The 16,800-nt window shown below is 33.2% G+C and carries 9 protein-coding genes; 5 read left to right on the forward strand and 4 right to left on the reverse strand.

The window, feature by feature from the left end; all coding sequences use genetic code 11:
* Positions 1–133 precede the first annotated feature (133 nt).
* Together rpoC and QLQ94_RS10315 are read left to right on the forward strand one after the other, a co-directional pair.
* On the forward strand, positions 134–4,444 hold the full coding sequence (gene rpoC / locus QLQ94_RS10310) for a DNA-directed RNA polymerase subunit beta' (RefSeq protein ID WP_271334892.1): 4,311 nt from the start codon (positions 134–136) through the stop codon (positions 4,442–4,444).
* 10 nt (positions 4,445–4,454) lie between these two features.
* Entirely contained in the window at positions 4,455–4,766 is a 312-nt protein-coding gene (locus QLQ94_RS10315; protein WP_072959407.1) for a DUF3467 domain-containing protein, read from the forward strand.
* A 254-nt stretch (positions 4,767–5,020) separates the two neighbouring features.
* Here QLQ94_RS10315 and QLQ94_RS10320 read toward each other — a convergent pair whose 3' ends face one another.
* Positions 5,021–6,610: a peptide chain release factor 3 gene (locus QLQ94_RS10320; protein WP_482499662.1), complete on the reverse strand. Its 1,590-nt coding sequence runs from the start codon at positions 6,608–6,610 to the stop codon at positions 5,021–5,023.
* A gap of 159 nt (positions 6,611–6,769) precedes the next feature.
* On the reverse strand, positions 6,770–8,212 hold the full coding sequence (locus QLQ94_RS10325; protein WP_271334890.1) for an alpha-amylase: 1,443 nt from the start codon (positions 8,210–8,212) through the stop codon (positions 6,770–6,772).
* 540 nt (positions 8,213–8,752) lie between these two features.
* Here QLQ94_RS10325 and QLQ94_RS10330 point away from each other — a divergent pair.
* The 3 genes from QLQ94_RS10330 to QLQ94_RS10340 all read left to right on the forward strand — a co-directional run bounded on the left by QLQ94_RS10330 (position 8,753) and on the right by QLQ94_RS10340 (position 12,811).
* Complete coding sequence (locus QLQ94_RS10330) at positions 8,753–10,183, forward strand: peptidylprolyl isomerase (protein ID WP_271334889.1); 1,431 nt, start codon at positions 8,753–8,755, stop codon at positions 10,181–10,183.
* A gap of 78 nt (positions 10,184–10,261) precedes the next feature.
* Positions 10,262–11,215, forward strand: coding sequence for an AAA family ATPase (locus QLQ94_RS10335; protein WP_271334888.1), 954 nt, complete (start codon positions 10,262–10,264; stop codon positions 11,213–11,215).
* Between the two features lie 147 nt (positions 11,216–11,362).
* Entirely contained in the window at positions 11,363–12,811 is a 1,449-nt protein-coding gene (locus QLQ94_RS10340; protein ID WP_482499663.1) for an IS1182 family transposase, read from the forward strand.
* 221 nt (positions 12,812–13,032) lie between these two features.
* Here QLQ94_RS10340 and xrtN read toward each other — a convergent pair whose 3' ends face one another.
* Positions 13,033–14,340, reverse strand: a complete 1,308-nt coding sequence (gene xrtN, locus QLQ94_RS10345; protein ID WP_482499665.1) for an exosortase N — start codon at positions 14,338–14,340, stop codon at positions 13,033–13,035.
* A complete protein-coding gene (locus tag QLQ94_RS10350; protein ID WP_482499667.1) occupies positions 14,268–16,766 on the reverse strand; it encodes an XrtN system VIT domain-containing protein in 2,499 nt (832 codons plus the stop codon). The genes xrtN and QLQ94_RS10350 overlap by 73 nt, the downstream gene beginning before the upstream one ends.
* Positions 16,767–16,800: the final 34 nt, after the last annotated feature.

A 16,800-nucleotide genomic window follows, 5' to 3' on the forward strand; every position in this document is an offset into this window, starting at 1 on the left:
GTAGTGTTAAAGTCATAAAGTAAAATGTCTTAAAGTCTTAAAGTCCTGAAAATGACTTTTGACTTTCGATTTTTAAACTTTTGACTAAAGCGAAATCAATTTTTTAATTGCAGATAAATCAATAGTAAAAACTATGATGAATAATAGAAACAATAATAAAGATAAAAATCCGGTTAAAAGATTTAATAAAATCTCAATTGGATTGGCTTCACCTGAATCTATCTTGAAAGAATCAAGAGGAGAGGTTTTGAAACCAGAAACTATCAACTACAGAACGCACAAACCAGAACGTGACGGACTTTTTTGCGAAAGAATCTTCGGACCTGTTAAGGATTTTGAGTGTGCTTGTGGTAAATATAAAAGAATTCGTTACAAAGGTATCATTTGCGACCGTTGTGGTGTTGAAGTTACTGAGAAAAAAGTACGTCGTGACAGAGTAGGACACATCAACCTTGTTGTGCCAATTGCTCACATCTGGTACTTCCGTTCTCTTCCAAACAAAATTGGTTATATCCTTGGTCTTCCATCTAAGAAATTAGACATGATCATTTACTACGAAAGATACGTAGTAATCCAGGCTGGTATTGCTAAAAATGCAGATGGAGAATCATTACAAAGATTAGATTTCTTAACTGAAGAAGAATATTTGAATATTTTAGATACTCTTCCGCAAGAAAATCAATATTTAGATGATATGGATCCTAATAAATTTGTTGCCAAAATGGGAGCAGAATGTATTATGGATTTATTAGCACGTATCGACTTAGATGAGTTGTCTTACCAATTGAGACACAGTGCTAATAACGAAACATCTAAACAACGTAAAACTGAAGCTTTAAAAAGATTACAAGTTGTTGAGTCATTCCGTGAGTCTAACTTAAACCGCGAAAATCGTCCTGAGTGGATGATTATGAAAGTGGTTCCTGTTATTCCGCCAGAATTACGTCCGCTTGTGCCACTTGATGGAGGTCGTTTTGCAACTTCAGATTTAAATGACTTATACCGTCGTGTAATCATCCGTAACAACCGTTTGAAAAGATTAATGGAGATTAAAGCTCCAGAAGTTATCTTAAGAAACGAAAAACGTATGTTACAGGAATCTGTAGATTCATTATTTGACAACACGCGTAAAGCTTCTGCTGTTAAAACAGAATCTAACAGACCATTAAAATCATTATCTGATTCCTTAAAAGGTAAGCAAGGACGTTTCCGTCAAAACTTACTTGGAAAACGTGTGGATTATTCTGCTCGTTCGGTAATTGTTGTTGGTCCTGAATTAAAATTATTCGAATGCGGATTGCCAAAAGATATGGCATCTGAATTATACAAACCTTTCGTTATCCGTAAATTGATTGAAAGAGGTATTGTAAAAACAGTAAAATCTGCTAAGAAAATTATAGACAAAAAAGAGCCAGTTGTTTGGGATATCCTTGAAAATGTAATTAAAGGTCACCCAGTATTACTTAACCGTGCTCCTACGTTACACAGACTTGGTATCCAGGCTTTTCAACCAAAATTAATTGAAGGAAAAGCAATCCAGTTGCACCCATTAGTATGTACGGCTTTTAATGCCGATTTTGATGGGGATCAAATGGCGGTTCACTTACCATTAGGACCAGAGGCTATTTTAGAGGCACAATTATTAATGTTAGCTTCTCACAATATCCTTAACCCTGCAAATGGTGCGCCAATTACTGTACCTTCTCAGGATATGGTCTTGGGTCTATATTATATGACCAAAGAACGTATCTCTACACCAGAACACATAATTTTAGGTCAAGACTTAACATTCTATTCTGCTGAAGAAGTAAATATTGCATTAAACGAAGGAAGATTAGAATTGAATGCTCGTGTAAGAATCAGAGCAAAAGATTTTAATGAAGCTGGAGAATTAGTGTACAAGATTATCCAAACAACTGCAGGACGTGTATTATTTAATGAAGTAGTACCTGAAGCAGCCGGATATATCAATGATGTATTGACTAAGAAAAACCTTAGAGATATTATTGGACACATTTTAAGTGTGACTAATGTACCTACTACTGCTGCTTTCTTGGACAATATGAAAGATATGGGTTATAAATTCGCATTTAGAGGAGGTTTATCATTCTCTCTTGGTGATATTAGAATTCCAGAACAAAAAACAAAATTAATTGCAGATGCCAGAGAGCAAGTTGAAGGTATTTCTGTGAATTATAACATGGGTCTTATTACCAATAACGAACGTTACAACCAGGTTATTGACGTATGGACTTCTGCAAATGCTCAGTTGACAGAATTAGCAATGAAAAATATTAGAGAAGACCAACAAGGTTTCAACTCTGTATATATGATGCTTGACTCTGGGGCGAGGGGTTCTAAGGAACAGATTCGTCAGTTAACAGGTATGCGTGGTTTGATGGCTAAGCCTAAAAAATCTACTGCCGGTGGTGGTGAGATTATTGAAAACCCGATTCTTTCTAACTTTAAGGAAGGTCTTTCGATTCTTGAGTATTTCATTTCTACTCACGGTGCTCGTAAAGGACTTGCGGATACGGCTCTTAAAACTGCCGATGCCGGATACTTGACAAGAAGGCTTCATGACGTATCACAAGATGTTATTGTAAACATCGAAGATTGTGGTACTCTTAGAGGTGTTGAAGTTTCTGCTTTGAAGAAAAATGAGGAAATTGTTGAATCTTTAGGAGAAAGAATTTTAGGACGTGTTGCATTGCAAGATGTTATTAATCCTCTTACTAATGAAGTATTAGTTCAATCAGGTCAACAAATTACTGAAGCAATCATGAGAGTTATTGAAGCTTCTCCGATTGAAAGAGTAGAAGTTAGATCTCCATTAACTTGTGAGGCTTTAAAAGGTATTTGTGCTAAATGTTACGGTAGAAACTTAGCTACTGGTAAGATGACACAAAGAGGTGAAGCAGTAGGAGTTATTGCAGCTCAGTCTATTGGAGAGCCAGGTACACAGTTAACACTTCGTACGTTCCACGTTGGAGGGGTTGCAGGAGGTATTTCTGAAGAATCTAGTATTGTTACAAGATTTAACGGTAGACTTGAGATTGAAGATTTAAAAACTGTAAAAGGTGAGGATAGTGAAGGTAATGCGGTAGATATCGTAGTATCACGTTCAACTGAATTAAAATTAGTTGACGAGAAAACTGGAATCGTTTTAAATACACATAATATCCCTTACGGATCTAGTATTTTCGTTAAGGATGGTGAAGTAGTTACTAAAGGATCTACTATTTGTAAATGGGATCCATATAATGGTGTAATTGTTTCTGAATTTACTGGTAAGATTGCTTACGAGGATTTAGAGCAAGGACAATCGTTCATGGTTGAAATCGATGAGCAAACAGGATTCCAGGAAAAAGTAATTTCTGAAGCAAGAAATAAAAAATTAATTCCAACTTTATTGGTTTACGGTAAAGAAGGTGAATTAATTCGTTCGTATAACTTACCAGTAGGAGCCCACCTTATGGTTGAGAATGGAGAGAAAATTAAAGCAGGTAAAGTATTGGTTAAGATTCCACGTCGTTCTTCTAAAGCAGGAGATATTACAGGAGGTTTACCAAGAATTACTGAGTTGCTTGAGGCTCGTAACCCTTCTAACCCAGCGGTTGTTTCTGAAATTGACGGTGTTGTTTCTTTTGGAAAAATCAAAAGAGGTAACCGTGAAATTGTTATCGAATCTAAATTTGGTGAGATTAAAAAGTATTTAGTTAAACTTTCTAGCCAAATCTTAGTACAGGAAAATGACTTCGTAAGAGCAGGAGTACCATTGTCTGACGGTGCAATTACACCAGATGATATTTTAAGAATTCAAGGACCGGCTGCTGTTCAACAGTACTTGGTAAATGAAATTCAAGAGGTATACCGTTTACAAGGGGTAAAAATTAATGACAAGCACTTTGAGGTAGTTATTCGTCAAATGATGCGTAAAGTAAGAGTTCAAGATCCGGGAGATACATTGTTCCTAGAAGATCAATTAATTCACACTAAAGATTTTATCGTTCAAAATGATAAATTATATGGTATGAAAGTAGTTGAAGACGCTGGAGATTCTGCGGTATTGAAACCAGGTCAGATTATTTCGCCTCGTGATTTACGTGATGAAAATTCATTACTTAAACGTAATGATAAAAATTTAGTAGTAGCAAGAGATGTAATTACTGCAACTGCAACACCAGTTCTACAAGGTATTACAAGAGCTTCGCTACAAACTAAATCATTCATCTCTGCTGCTTCATTCCAGGAAACAACAAAAGTACTTAACGAAGCTGCAGTAGCTGGTAAAGTAGATAATCTGGAAGGATTGAAAGAAAATGTAATTGTTGGACACAGAATTCCTGCGGGAACTGGTATGAGAGAATACGATAATACTATCGTAGGATCTAAAGACGATTACAATGAAATGATGGCTAATAAAGAAGAATATATCTATTAATTAGGAAACTATGAGTAATCCGAAACAACAACAGGAGCAAATTAATATTGAGTTAGACGAGACTATTGCAGAAGGAATTTATTCTAATCTTGCGATTATCAACCACTCATCATCAGAGTTTGTTTTAGATTTTGTGAGTATTATGCCAGGTATTCCTAAAGCCAAGGTAAAGTCAAGAATTGTCTTGACACCACAACATGCTAAAAGATTATTAAAAGCAATTGGAGAAAATATTCATCGTTTTGAAGCAGCCCACGGCGAAATCAAAGAGACGGAACAAGCACCAATACCGCTTAATTTTGGTCCGGCAGGACAAGCATAAATTATTAAAGCCCCATTATTTTTTTAATGGGGCTTTTTTTTTAAGGTAAGAGTAAAATGTAATTCAACTGATTTAGTTTTACTTTCATCGACTAAATTTCTTAGTATGAAACTATTGTGCTAAATTGGTTTCTCCTTGTAGAAAAGGATTAATTTTTGGAATATAATAACTTATAAAGGTTGGTTTAATTCAAATTAAAAAAAAGCGCTAATTATAAATTAGCGCTTTTTTTATGTTGTATTTTAAATAAAAACTTAGTCAAATTCTGAAGTAAAGAATAGCTTCACGCTTGGATATTTACTTTGTGTCATCTGAATCGTAAAGTCAGAATCAGCTAAGAAAACCAATTGACCGTATTTATCGTGCGCTAGGAATTTTTGTTTAATACGTCTAAATTCTTTGAATTCATTGTTTTTAGCATCATCAGGTTTTACCCAGCAAGCTTTATGAACAGGGAAGTTTTCGTAAGTGCATTTTGCACCATATTCATGCTCTAGACGATATTGAATAACCTCATATTGAAGCGCTCCAACAGTTCCAATTATTTTACGGTTGTTCATTTCTAATGTAAACAACTGTGCTACACCTTCATCCATTAACTGATCGATACCTTTGTCCAATTGTTTGGCTTTCATAGGATCAGCGTTGTTAATATATCTAAAGTGTTCCGGAGAGAAACTCGGAATTCCTTTGAAACTCATTATTTCGCCTTCGGTTAAAGTATCTCCAATTTTGAAATTTCCTGTATCGTGCAAACCAACAATATCACCGGGATAAGAAATATCGACAATTTCTTTTTTCTCAGCAAAAAAGGCATTCGGGCTAGAAAATTTTAAATTTTTCTTCTGACGAACGTGGTAATAAGGCTTGTTTCTTTCAAAAGTTCCGGAAACAATTTTGATAAAAGCTAAACGGTCTCTGTGTTTAGGATCCATATTAGCATGGATTTTAAATACAAAACCAGTCATTTTTTCTTCAGTAGGATCTACCAGACGAGTTTCAGAATCTTTAGGTCTTGGAGACGGAGCGATTGCTACAAAACAATCTAACAATTCTCTAACTCCAAAATTATTTAATGCAGAACCAAAAAATACAGGTTGTAATTTCCCATCTAAATAATCCTGACGATCAAATTTAGGATACACTTCATCGATTAATTCTAATTCTTCACGTAATCTATCTGCTGGTTTCTGACCAATTATTTTTTCTAATTCCGGACTTTTTACATCAGAGAATGCGATCGTTTCCTCGATATTTTTACGACTGTCTCCACTGAAAAGATTAATGTTTTGTTCCCAAAGATTATAAATTCCCTGAAAGTCATAACCCATACCAATTGGGAAACTCAAAGGCGTAACCGTAAGACCAAGCTTTTGTTCTACTTCATCCATTAAGTCAAAAGCATCTTTTCCTTCACGGTCTAACTTATTGATGAAAACAATCATCGGAATATTTCTCATTCTACAAACAGCAACTAATTTCTCTGTTTGTTCCTCAACCCCTTTTGCAACGTCAATAACAACAATAACACTATCAACAGCAGTTAAAGTTCTAAAAGTGTCTTCAGCAAAATCCTTGTGACCAGGCGTGTCAAGAATGTTGATTTTTTTATCCTGGTAATTAAAAGCAAGCACAGATGTTGAAACCGAAATACCTCTTTGGCGTTCGATTTCCATGAAATCACTCGTTGCTCCTTTTTTAATTTTATTGTTTTTTACAGCACCAGCTTCCTGAATAGCCCCTCCAAACAATAATAATTTCTCCGTTAATGTTGTTTTACCGGCATCAGGATGCGATATAATTCCAAATGTTCTTCTGCGTTGTATTTCTTTTAAAAAGCTCATATTTCGTATAAATAGGTTGCAAAAGTACTATTAATTACGGCTTAATAAAAATATTCACTTCTTAAATTAGGAAGACTTTCGTTTTATTACAAATCAGCCAGCATTCAAAAAAATAAGGCTGTTTTTATTCAAACAGCCTTAAAATTATTAAAATTTAAATTATTGGTTAACTGACCAAACTGAATAACCTTTGGGTGGACATTGAATTTTTACCCATTTATCTGCTTGTGTGGTTGGTACCCATGTTGAATTTCCTGTAAAGTCTTTAATTTGAGTGTTTGCCCAATTGGTCTGGATCCATCTTTCTTGCCAAGTGTTTGAATTATTGATGTACACTACTAATCCAGGGTTTCCATTATATCCATTTCTGCGGGCTACATATTCGTCATCATCTGAATATAAAATCGAAGTTGTGCCTGTAGCCTTGTTATTATGAATCCAAATCAGATTGTTCAATTTATTTTTATCCAGCCATTCTTCATAATCTCTATAGAAAATTGTAGGATATCCTTCGTGAGTTAAAATATAAGAATAGGCTAATAATTTATTAGAAATTTCATCAGTATCATGATTTGTTACAAAAGTCACCGCTTTATAGGGGTTTCTTTTCCACATCATATCGTCATTTAATAATGCAAGATTATTTCCGTCGAATGCATCATTCATTTTATAATAACAAGCAAAATCAAAAACAGAACTATTGGCGTTATTAGCCCAGTCATTTAATACGTTTACATTTGAATCCCATAATTCCCCAACCGAAAACCCGCCTACATTAGCATTCCAGGCATTTACAACCCAAGCACCAAATCCTTTAACGTAATCGAATCTCCAGCCATCAAATTTCATGGTGTTTTTATAATATTTTCCAACCCCGTCAGCTCTTCCCCATAACCAATCCTGTACATACGGATTTGCATGGCATAAATCCGGAAATCCGCCAAAAGCACCTTCATCATTATTACCATAACTGTTTTTATAAAAGTCATTATAAGAACGTTTAAATTTTCCAGAAGCAATTCCGCTAAAATCTGTCCAGGTATTTGTTCCTGTAAACGGATTAGCTTCTGATTGACCGCCACTGTTATGATTGATTACTATATCTGCATATACTTTCATGTTCTCCGTATGTGCATTTGTGATCAGACTTACCAATTCGGTTTTAGAGCCAAATCGGGTTTCTACAGAACCATTTTGGTTGTAATCTCCAAAATCAAAATAATCCGTTGGATCATATCCCATAGAGAATGCCCCATTTTGAGCTTTTGAAGCAGGAGGTAACCAAATAGATCCTATCCCGGCATTTGACCACGCGGTTAATTTACTATTTACAGTATTCCACCAATTTCCTCCGGCAGGAACATCCCAATAAAAGGCTTGCATCATAACTCCTCCGCCCGGATTATCGACATATTTTCCTGTTAGGGATGAACTGGAAGTTCCGGTGCTGAATGGTTTTCCGTCATGATGGGTAACATTAATGATCTCAAATTGCTGACTTGAAGCTTTTAGATCTGTTTCATTTGTTTCGTTCTGCGAGCACGAATATAGGAATATAGTAATTGCTGCAAGCAGATAAATCTTTACAATAGGTTTTTTCATAGTTAGACTTGGGTTTAGGTTAGATAATAAAGTTTGTAATTTGATATTTATTAAAGGTTTTGTAAATGCTATTCGTAATTTTATCCCCTAATAATTATCAATTATTTATCTAAAGTATGTGTTTTTTGATTCGGTTTGTTTTTATAAGAAAATGTTTATACAGCGAAAACGTTGTAGTATTGATAACTTTTTTATTTTATCAAAAGTTGCTTCTTTTGAATGTATATAAAATATTCATCAAATCGATCTTTGTGAGCATTGTGGTAAAGATTACTGCCGTTTTTTTAAAGAGATTAATCCCATAGAAACAGTTGTCCTGTATGAAATTCAACGATCATCCATATAATTTTTTGTTAATAGTATAGCCGATAGTTGTATTATGTAATTGAATTGTTATTTTTGTTCGCTATAAGGTAAATTGAACTAGATCTTAATTATTTAGTATTTTCAGGATAAACATTGAAAATACATTGTAAAGTGATTTTAGTTTAAAACGAAATTCTAAAGCAAGATCTTTACATTCAAATTAAATTTAAAATAATGTTATTAAAAAAATTACAGTTAAAAACAATTGATTACAAGTTAATATTGACAATGTGTTTTTTATTTTTTTTCACCTCAATTATCTCAGCTCAGGAAATTATAAAAGATACTGTGATTAAGAAACCAGTTGAAATTCCTTCTGGACACAAGCAAAAAATTGATGGTATTATTGCTAATGTTGGAGATTATATTGTTTTAGATTCTGATATTGATAAAGGATATTTAGAAATTTCTGCATCAGGAGGTTCTACAAAAGATATTACAAGATGCCAGATGTTAGGTAAGCTTTTAGAAGATAAATTGTATGCGCACCAGGCAATTCAGGATAGTATTGTGGTTAGTGATGCTGAAGTTAGAAGTATGATGGATGACCGATTGAATTATATGATTCAACAAGTTGGGGATATCAACAAGGTTGTTGCTTATTATAAAAAGAATTCAGTAGAGGAATTCAAAACCTATTTTTCTGATATCTTGAAAGAACAAAAATTGGCGTCAGAAATGACTAAAAAAATTGTTGATGCAGTTGAAATTACACCAGAAGAAGTTCGTAATTTTTTTAAGAAAATACCAAAAGACGAATTGCCAACTTTTGGAGCTGAAATGGAAGTAGCACAGATTGTTGTAGAACCTAAAGTTTCAAAAGAAGATAAACAAAAAGTAATCGACAGATTAAACGCGATCAGAAAAGATGTTCTTGAAGGATCAAGCTTTGCGACAAAAGCCGTTTTATATTCGCTGGATCCAGGATCAGCACCTAATGGAGGGTATTACAAAATGACCAGAAAAACTCCTTTTGTAAAAGAGTTTAAAGATGTTGCTTTTAGTTTAGGTGAAGGTGAAATTTCTGAGCCATTTGAAACTAATTTTGGATATCATATTATTATGATTGATAAAATAAAAGGTCAGGAAGTTGAATTACGTCATATTTTAATTTCGCCTACAGTATCTGAAGATGCTCTAAAGGATGCTAAAGAAAGAATTACCAATATAAGAAATAAGATAGTAAACAAAGAAATTACTTTTGCTGAAGCCGCAAGAACTGAATCTGATGAAAAAGAAACCAGAGCAAACGGAGGAACTTTAGTAAATCCTAATACTCAGGATACTCGTTTTGAGTTGACTAAAATGGATCCAACTTTATACAGCCAGGTTTCTAATCTAAAAGACAATGAAGTTTCTCAGCCAATTCTGAACACTGATGATAAAGGTAAAAAAACATATAAGTTAATTACTATCACTAATAGAATTGATGCTCATACAGCAGATTATGCTAAAGATTACACTAAGATTAAAGAATTAGCATTGAAAGAAAAACAAATCACAACCATCTCAAAGTGGTTTGATACTAAAATAAAAGATACTTACATTAAGATTATTGGAGAATACAGAGATTGTAATTTTGTATACAATTGGTTGAAAAAATAATTTTTATTAAATAAATAAAAAGAGTTAGTTTTATGAATTCATAAAGCTAACTCTTTTCAATTTTAAAAACATATCTAAATGTCTGACGTAGCAGCAATTCATAATTTAGTTCAAAAAAGAAACGAATTAAAAACCGAAATAGCAAAAATCATTGTAGGCCAGGATGAAGTTGTAGATCAAATTTTACTTTGTATATTTTCAGGCGGACACGCACTTTTAATAGGTGTTCCGGGATTGGCAAAAACGTTAATGATAAATACTTTGGCGCAGGCTTTAGGATTAGATTTTAAAAGAATTCAGTTTACGCCCGATTTAATGCCATCTGATATTTTAGGAAGTGAAATTCTTGATGAAAGCAGGCATTTTAAATTTATCAAAGGTCCAATTTTTTCTAATATTGTTCTGGCAGATGAAATTAACAGAACGCCCCCAAAAACTCAAGCAGCTTTACTTGAAGCAATGCAGGAACGTTCAGTTACAATTGCCGGACAAAATTATAAACTGGATTTGCCTTATTTTGTTTTGGCGACTCAAAACCCAATTGAGCAAGAAGGAACGTATCCGTTACCAGAAGCTCAATTAGACCGTTTTATGTTTGCTATTAAGCTGGAATATCCAAGTTTTGAAGAAGAAGTTCAGGTAGTTAAACGTACCACGTCTGATGTTAAAACAATAATTAATCCTTTGTTTACTGCTCAGGAAATTATCGATTTTCAGCATTTGATTCGCAGAATTCCCGTGGCGGATAATGTGATTGAATATGCAGTAACTTTGGTAAGTAAAACACGTCCGGACAATGCATTGTCAAATGATTTTGTGAAAAATTATTTAGATTGGGGAGCGGGGCCAAGAGCATCACAAAACTTGATTTTGGCAGCAAAAGCACATGCAGCTTTTAATGGTAAATTCTCACCGGATATCGAAGATGTAAAAGCGGTAGCAACCGGAATTTTGCGTCATAGAATTATTAAAAACTATAAAGCAGATGCTGAAGGAATCACAGAAGAGATTATTATTCAGAAACTGATGTAAAAAAAGAATAAATAGAAAAGCCCGAATAAATAAATGAGGGCACTGAAAAAGTCCTTTTCAGGAATAATTTTTAATTAAAGGAGTAGAAGCTAAAAGTTTTCTACTCTTTTTTTTGTATCTTTTGGGTGTAATCATAAGGCTTTTTAGATGTTAATTCAACAGCAACAAATTCAGTTTAGTCCCTATTCTTCATTATATGATTTAATCGTTCCAAAGGATAATCTGCTAAGGAAAATCAACGAACTAATAGATTTTTCATTTATCTACGATGAGTTATTAGATAAATACTGTTCCAATAACGGTCGCACAGCAGAGAGCCCAGTGCGCATGTTTAAGTATTTGCTTCTAAAAACAATCTATGACGTTTCTGATGTTGATGTAGTAGAGCGTTCGCGTTTTGATATGTCTTTTAAATATTTCTTAGAAATGGCTCCGGAGGAAGGCGTCATAAATCCAAGCTCCTTGACAAAGTTTAGAAAATTGCGTCTAAAGGACACCGACTTATTAAATCTACTCATTGGCAAAACAGTATCTATAGCTGTTGAAAAAGGAATCATTAAATCCAGATCTATTATAGTTGATGCCACACATACTTTATCGAGATCCAATCCATTTTCAGCAATTGATGTATTGAGAGAGCGATCTAAACTGCTACGAAAAACGGTCTATTTATTTGATGACCAATTCAAAGAGCAGATGCCCAGGAAAAATGATACCAATGAATTAGAAAAAGAATTAGCCTATTGTAAAGAACTGGAACAACGCATAGAAAAAGAAGAATCTTTGAGTTCTATACCAGCTGTGAAAGAAAAGCTAAATCTTCTTAAAGAAACGATAGAAGATACTCAGGAAAATTTTATTTTATCAAAAGATACAGATGCTAAAACAGGTCATAAATCTGCTGATAGCTCTTTCTTTGGATATAAGACTCATTTAGCGATGACAGAAGAGCGTATCATTACAGCAGCTGTAGTAACTTCAGGAGAAAAAGGAGATGGTCCAGAATTACCAAAACTAGTAGAGATTAGCCAAGAAAACGGAATTGATGTAAACACTATTATTGGAGATGGAGCTTATACAGGAACAGAAAATATCAAGCAAGCGAGCGATCAAAATATTAAAGTGGTAGCCAAACTAAATATTACAATAGCGCAAGGAGCTAGAAAAGAGGAAGATAAATTTGATTACAATAAAGATGCCGATAGATTTGTTTGTCCTGCAGGGCATATAGCTATACGAAAAGCCAAACAGGGCAAAAAAAATGTCGGAAAAAATCAAGCAGAAACCCATTATTTTGATGTCGAAAAATGTAAGTCTTGTCCATTAAAAGAAGGATGTTACAAAGACGGATCAAAGACAAAAACATATTCTGTAACAGTAAAATCTAATTTACATCAAAAACAAATTGCCTTTCAGGAAACTGACTTCTACAAAGACAAAGCAAAACACCGATACAAAATAGAAGCCAAAAACAGTGAACTAAAAAATGTACATGGGTATGACAGAGCAACATCTTATGGGATAGATAGTATGCAAATGCAAGGTGCAATGGCTATTTTTACGGTCAATTTAAAAAGAATACTGAAATTGATATAAAGAAATTACAACCCAAACATGATTACTCAAAACACCTCTCTATAAGTCAAAAACAGACTCATGTAACCGCAAATAAAAAACAGTTATAAAACGAAAAACGCTTATAACGGATATTTTTAAATCCTGTTATAAGCGTTTTTTATTGTCTAAAAAATAAACCTGATCAAAAATAAGGGATGTTTTTCAGTGCCCTCGTAAATTATGATCAGACTTTTTTTATGTCATTTGGTAGTACTCGTTTCATTTATCAAACGTACAGATTTGTTGTAAAAAAGTTTTATTAAAAGCACCTCTACAAGCGAAGTATGTTTTTTGTGATCGCATTCGTACCACCAATAAGATGAATATTGAATGTTATTTTTCTCCATTCGAACCATCCATACTTTTTCATTATTTCTCTTAATCATTTTTGATTCAATAATTTTATAGCCAGTTCCTGTCCAGCAAACTAAAGGATTGTGAGATGGAGTTTTAATATAAATAAGCTTTTCCGGAGTTACGATTTTATAAACTTCATTATTAACCCATATTCTATCTTTGGTGTTGTATTCAGGATTTAGATTCTCAAGTAAATCATGTTTAATCTCTTTTTTAATCTCTACACTCGTTACGAATAGTATTAAGAACCCTATTATAATTGGAATAAAAGTAAATTGGGCAAGATTTATATGTACAATTTCTTCCTTTTTAGGTTTTAAGTAACGAATGAAAAACAACATTGGCACGATCTGATAAAATGCAAAGCAAAGCAAACCTATTGTATGATGCAGCGTATTTTCCTCGGTACAATTAAATAGAATTAATGTTATGATTCTAAAGTAATTCGAAATAATATTTAATCCGATCACAAGACAGCAAAAAAGGAAAATCTGTTTTACGTTGTAGTACTTTTGTTGTTTTCGTTCTTCTAATGTTAGTAAAAAAGCCCCAACAAGCAAACCTGTTTTGAACATAGATAATCCCATGCATGCAGTGTCGACTGTAATTTTTGCATTATTGATGTAGAAATTCACACCTTCTATTTTAGTAATCGGAATGAAATTTTTTAAGGTTAAATAAACAACATAACAAAGAGACTGTTTGATTTCTACAGTCAAATAATCGAAAAAAGTATTAAAAAGCGACGAGAATAATAGAATACAGATAAAAGCAATGAATGAAAATTTTTGAGTAAAACTATAATAGATGAAACATGCTAAAAGTGCCAAAGCTAAAAAATGCAAAGATTTAGTGTGCAAACGATAGCTTATAAATTCTAATAGAAAAATGAGACCCCAAAGAGGGTAGTTCATATTAAATGAAGTTTTTCTACCCCCGATAAGAAATAATACTATAGAAAATACAATTCCAAAAAGATTGCTGTCAAGACCTGATATAACTATATTCGAGTTTATAACCAATAAGCAAATCAGAGTCAATAGCACAATTGCTTTTTTATATTTAAGTAGTAGCTTCATTAAATCGCTTTCTTTTTGTTTTTTGCATAATAAATGAAAAGCATTGTTGATCCAAGAATGATTAATAACCATTCATGAGGTTCAGGAACTGATCCGTCATTGTTGATAGAAGCATTTCCTAAAGTATCTACGTTTTTCTCAATTCCATTGTTTTTATAATCATCATCAGTTTCAAGAACAATTAAAGATGAAATAGGGGTGACAATATTTGCGTCTTTTGCCAGTTCTACATATGAATTACTGGTTAATGTGTCGTTCTGGATTTTTACCTGTTCCTCAAGAACTTTTCCAAAAGCGTACATTCTGTAAATATGGTCCGGACCATTAATTTTTAAAGTATTGTTTTGAGGGTTTTGGGTAATAGAAATATTCGCCGGCTCAATATTGACACTATTGATGTCATTTTTAAATAAAACAAATTGATTCTCATTGATTAGTTGTAAAGTATTTTTTAGACTAGTCTGATAGTAATCTACATATTTTTGCTCCTTGGCAGTTTGCCAAAACGGATTGATATCAGATGATATATTAATTATCTTTAGGTTTCGCTGCTTAGTTTCGGTTCTTATTCTTCTTAAATAATTCGAGTCTTCAAGTTCTTCAAAATTGGCAGAAAAAGTTCCGCATTTTGTGATGATTAAGCTGTTTTGGGTAATTTTATAAAGAGGCAGTAAAGAATAATGGAGATCTTCAAATTCTAGTTCTATAGCCCTGAAATTATCATTATTGATTGCTTCTTTCTTTCCGTTTACAAAAACAAATACATTTTTTTTATTTAAGTTCACAAGAGATTCTATTTGTTTGGTAGTCCAGCTGCTGTTCAAATCCAATATGATTTCTACGGGTGCAAAAGGAATAACAGTTTTCTGGATGTCTTTTACTTCATAAACTTTGTTTTTCCACGTAAACGAACTTGATTGCAAAGGCTTGGTCAAAGGCATCAAAGCTTCCCAGTTGTCTAGGCCTTTTGATTGATTGATGTAAAAATCCTTTTTAAGCTCAAAATCTTTACTGGTCACGATTTTTGTATTTCCAACAGTCTGAATTCTTGAAATAGTTTCTGCATTTGAAATATTCGGGCCTTTTATAGAGAGACTTTGGTATTTCATTTCGTTATCTTCGACTTTTAGCGGAGTTGTAAAACCGCATTTAAATGTTCGTGGATTCTTTTGATTTATGGGGAAAACTCTAACAACAACTTTGTTTCCTTCTTTCCATTGCATTAATGATGGATCGCGGCTTTCTACACCAACAATTTGTTTGTATGCTTTATGAGCTTTTTCTTTAGTAGTCAAAACACCTTTCCTTTCAATTCCGTTAACCCATAACGAAAGAGATGTTGCAACAGAGCCTTCCGGTAGTTGAAAAGAATAAATGGCTTCCTGATCTCGCCATGAATCCTTAGAACATTCAATCTTCATTGTAATTTCGGTATAAGCCAAACGAGCTTCGGGATAAAGTTTTACATCTTCTTTGATCGTTTTGGTAAATAAATCTTCGCCGCTCCATAAGTGCTCCTCAGTTTCTAAACGTTTGTCAAAGTTTGATTTCAGGATATTTATTCTGTCATCGTTACTTAGATTAAGATCTTTACAAAATAAATAGGCAATAGAGATAAACGGATTGTGTGTTTTTTTATCATTGTATTGTTTGCTGCCAAATGAATTGAAACCTCCAAAAGAAAACAGATCGTGAAGCGGAATGTAGACGATGTCTTTTTTTAATAGAATTTCGTTAAAAAAATTAGGTTTTAAATGCTGTGAAATCGTAATGTAATTAGGAAGATCTGCATTTTGATCAAATGAATTTAGTCTCGCTGTTTGAGCTATTTTTCTGCTTTCAATACTTAATCCTATCGTAAAAACAGCTAAACTTATTAATATAAGTAAGAAGCCTGCACTAAAAGAAACAGCATATATTTTATTTCTGTTCAGGTATCGGGCAATTGTTGCTGTATGAATAATTAATACCAATGCAGGAACTAAACCGTAGAATCCTAATCCTAAGTCTATTATTCCGACAAAAGAAATTGGCATAACAGGAATTAAATATGCTGTGAAATATAAAATGATTCCAAATGACAAACCATTTATAAAAAACGGAATGGCAATATTGCGGCTTTCGTCTGAATTTCTGTAAATGAAAAAATTAGAAAGGCAGAAAGCAAGAGTTGCGAAATAAACCCAAATTGGCAGATCTTGAAAAACTGGGATAAAAATATTTAGGCAGAAACATCCAATAAACCAATTGAGGATTAAGAATGGGGTTAAGTGAATATAGGTCTCTTTTTTTCTAAGAATTATAAAAGAAAGACCAGCTCCGTAAACTAATTCAAAAATTAGACTCAGTATCGCAATTGAATCAAAATTGTGAAATCGTAATTCTTTAAAAAGAAGCGTGCCCATTAATAGAAGACTGCTAATAACAGTTACGATTAAGCTAATTACAACTTCAGGTTTTTGAGTGTAATATTCTAAAATTTCTAATTTGTATTTCATAGTTGTATTTATTTAAAAGTACTTTGAATTGCAA

This window comes from Flavobacterium sp. B114r, from assembly GCF_056824125.1.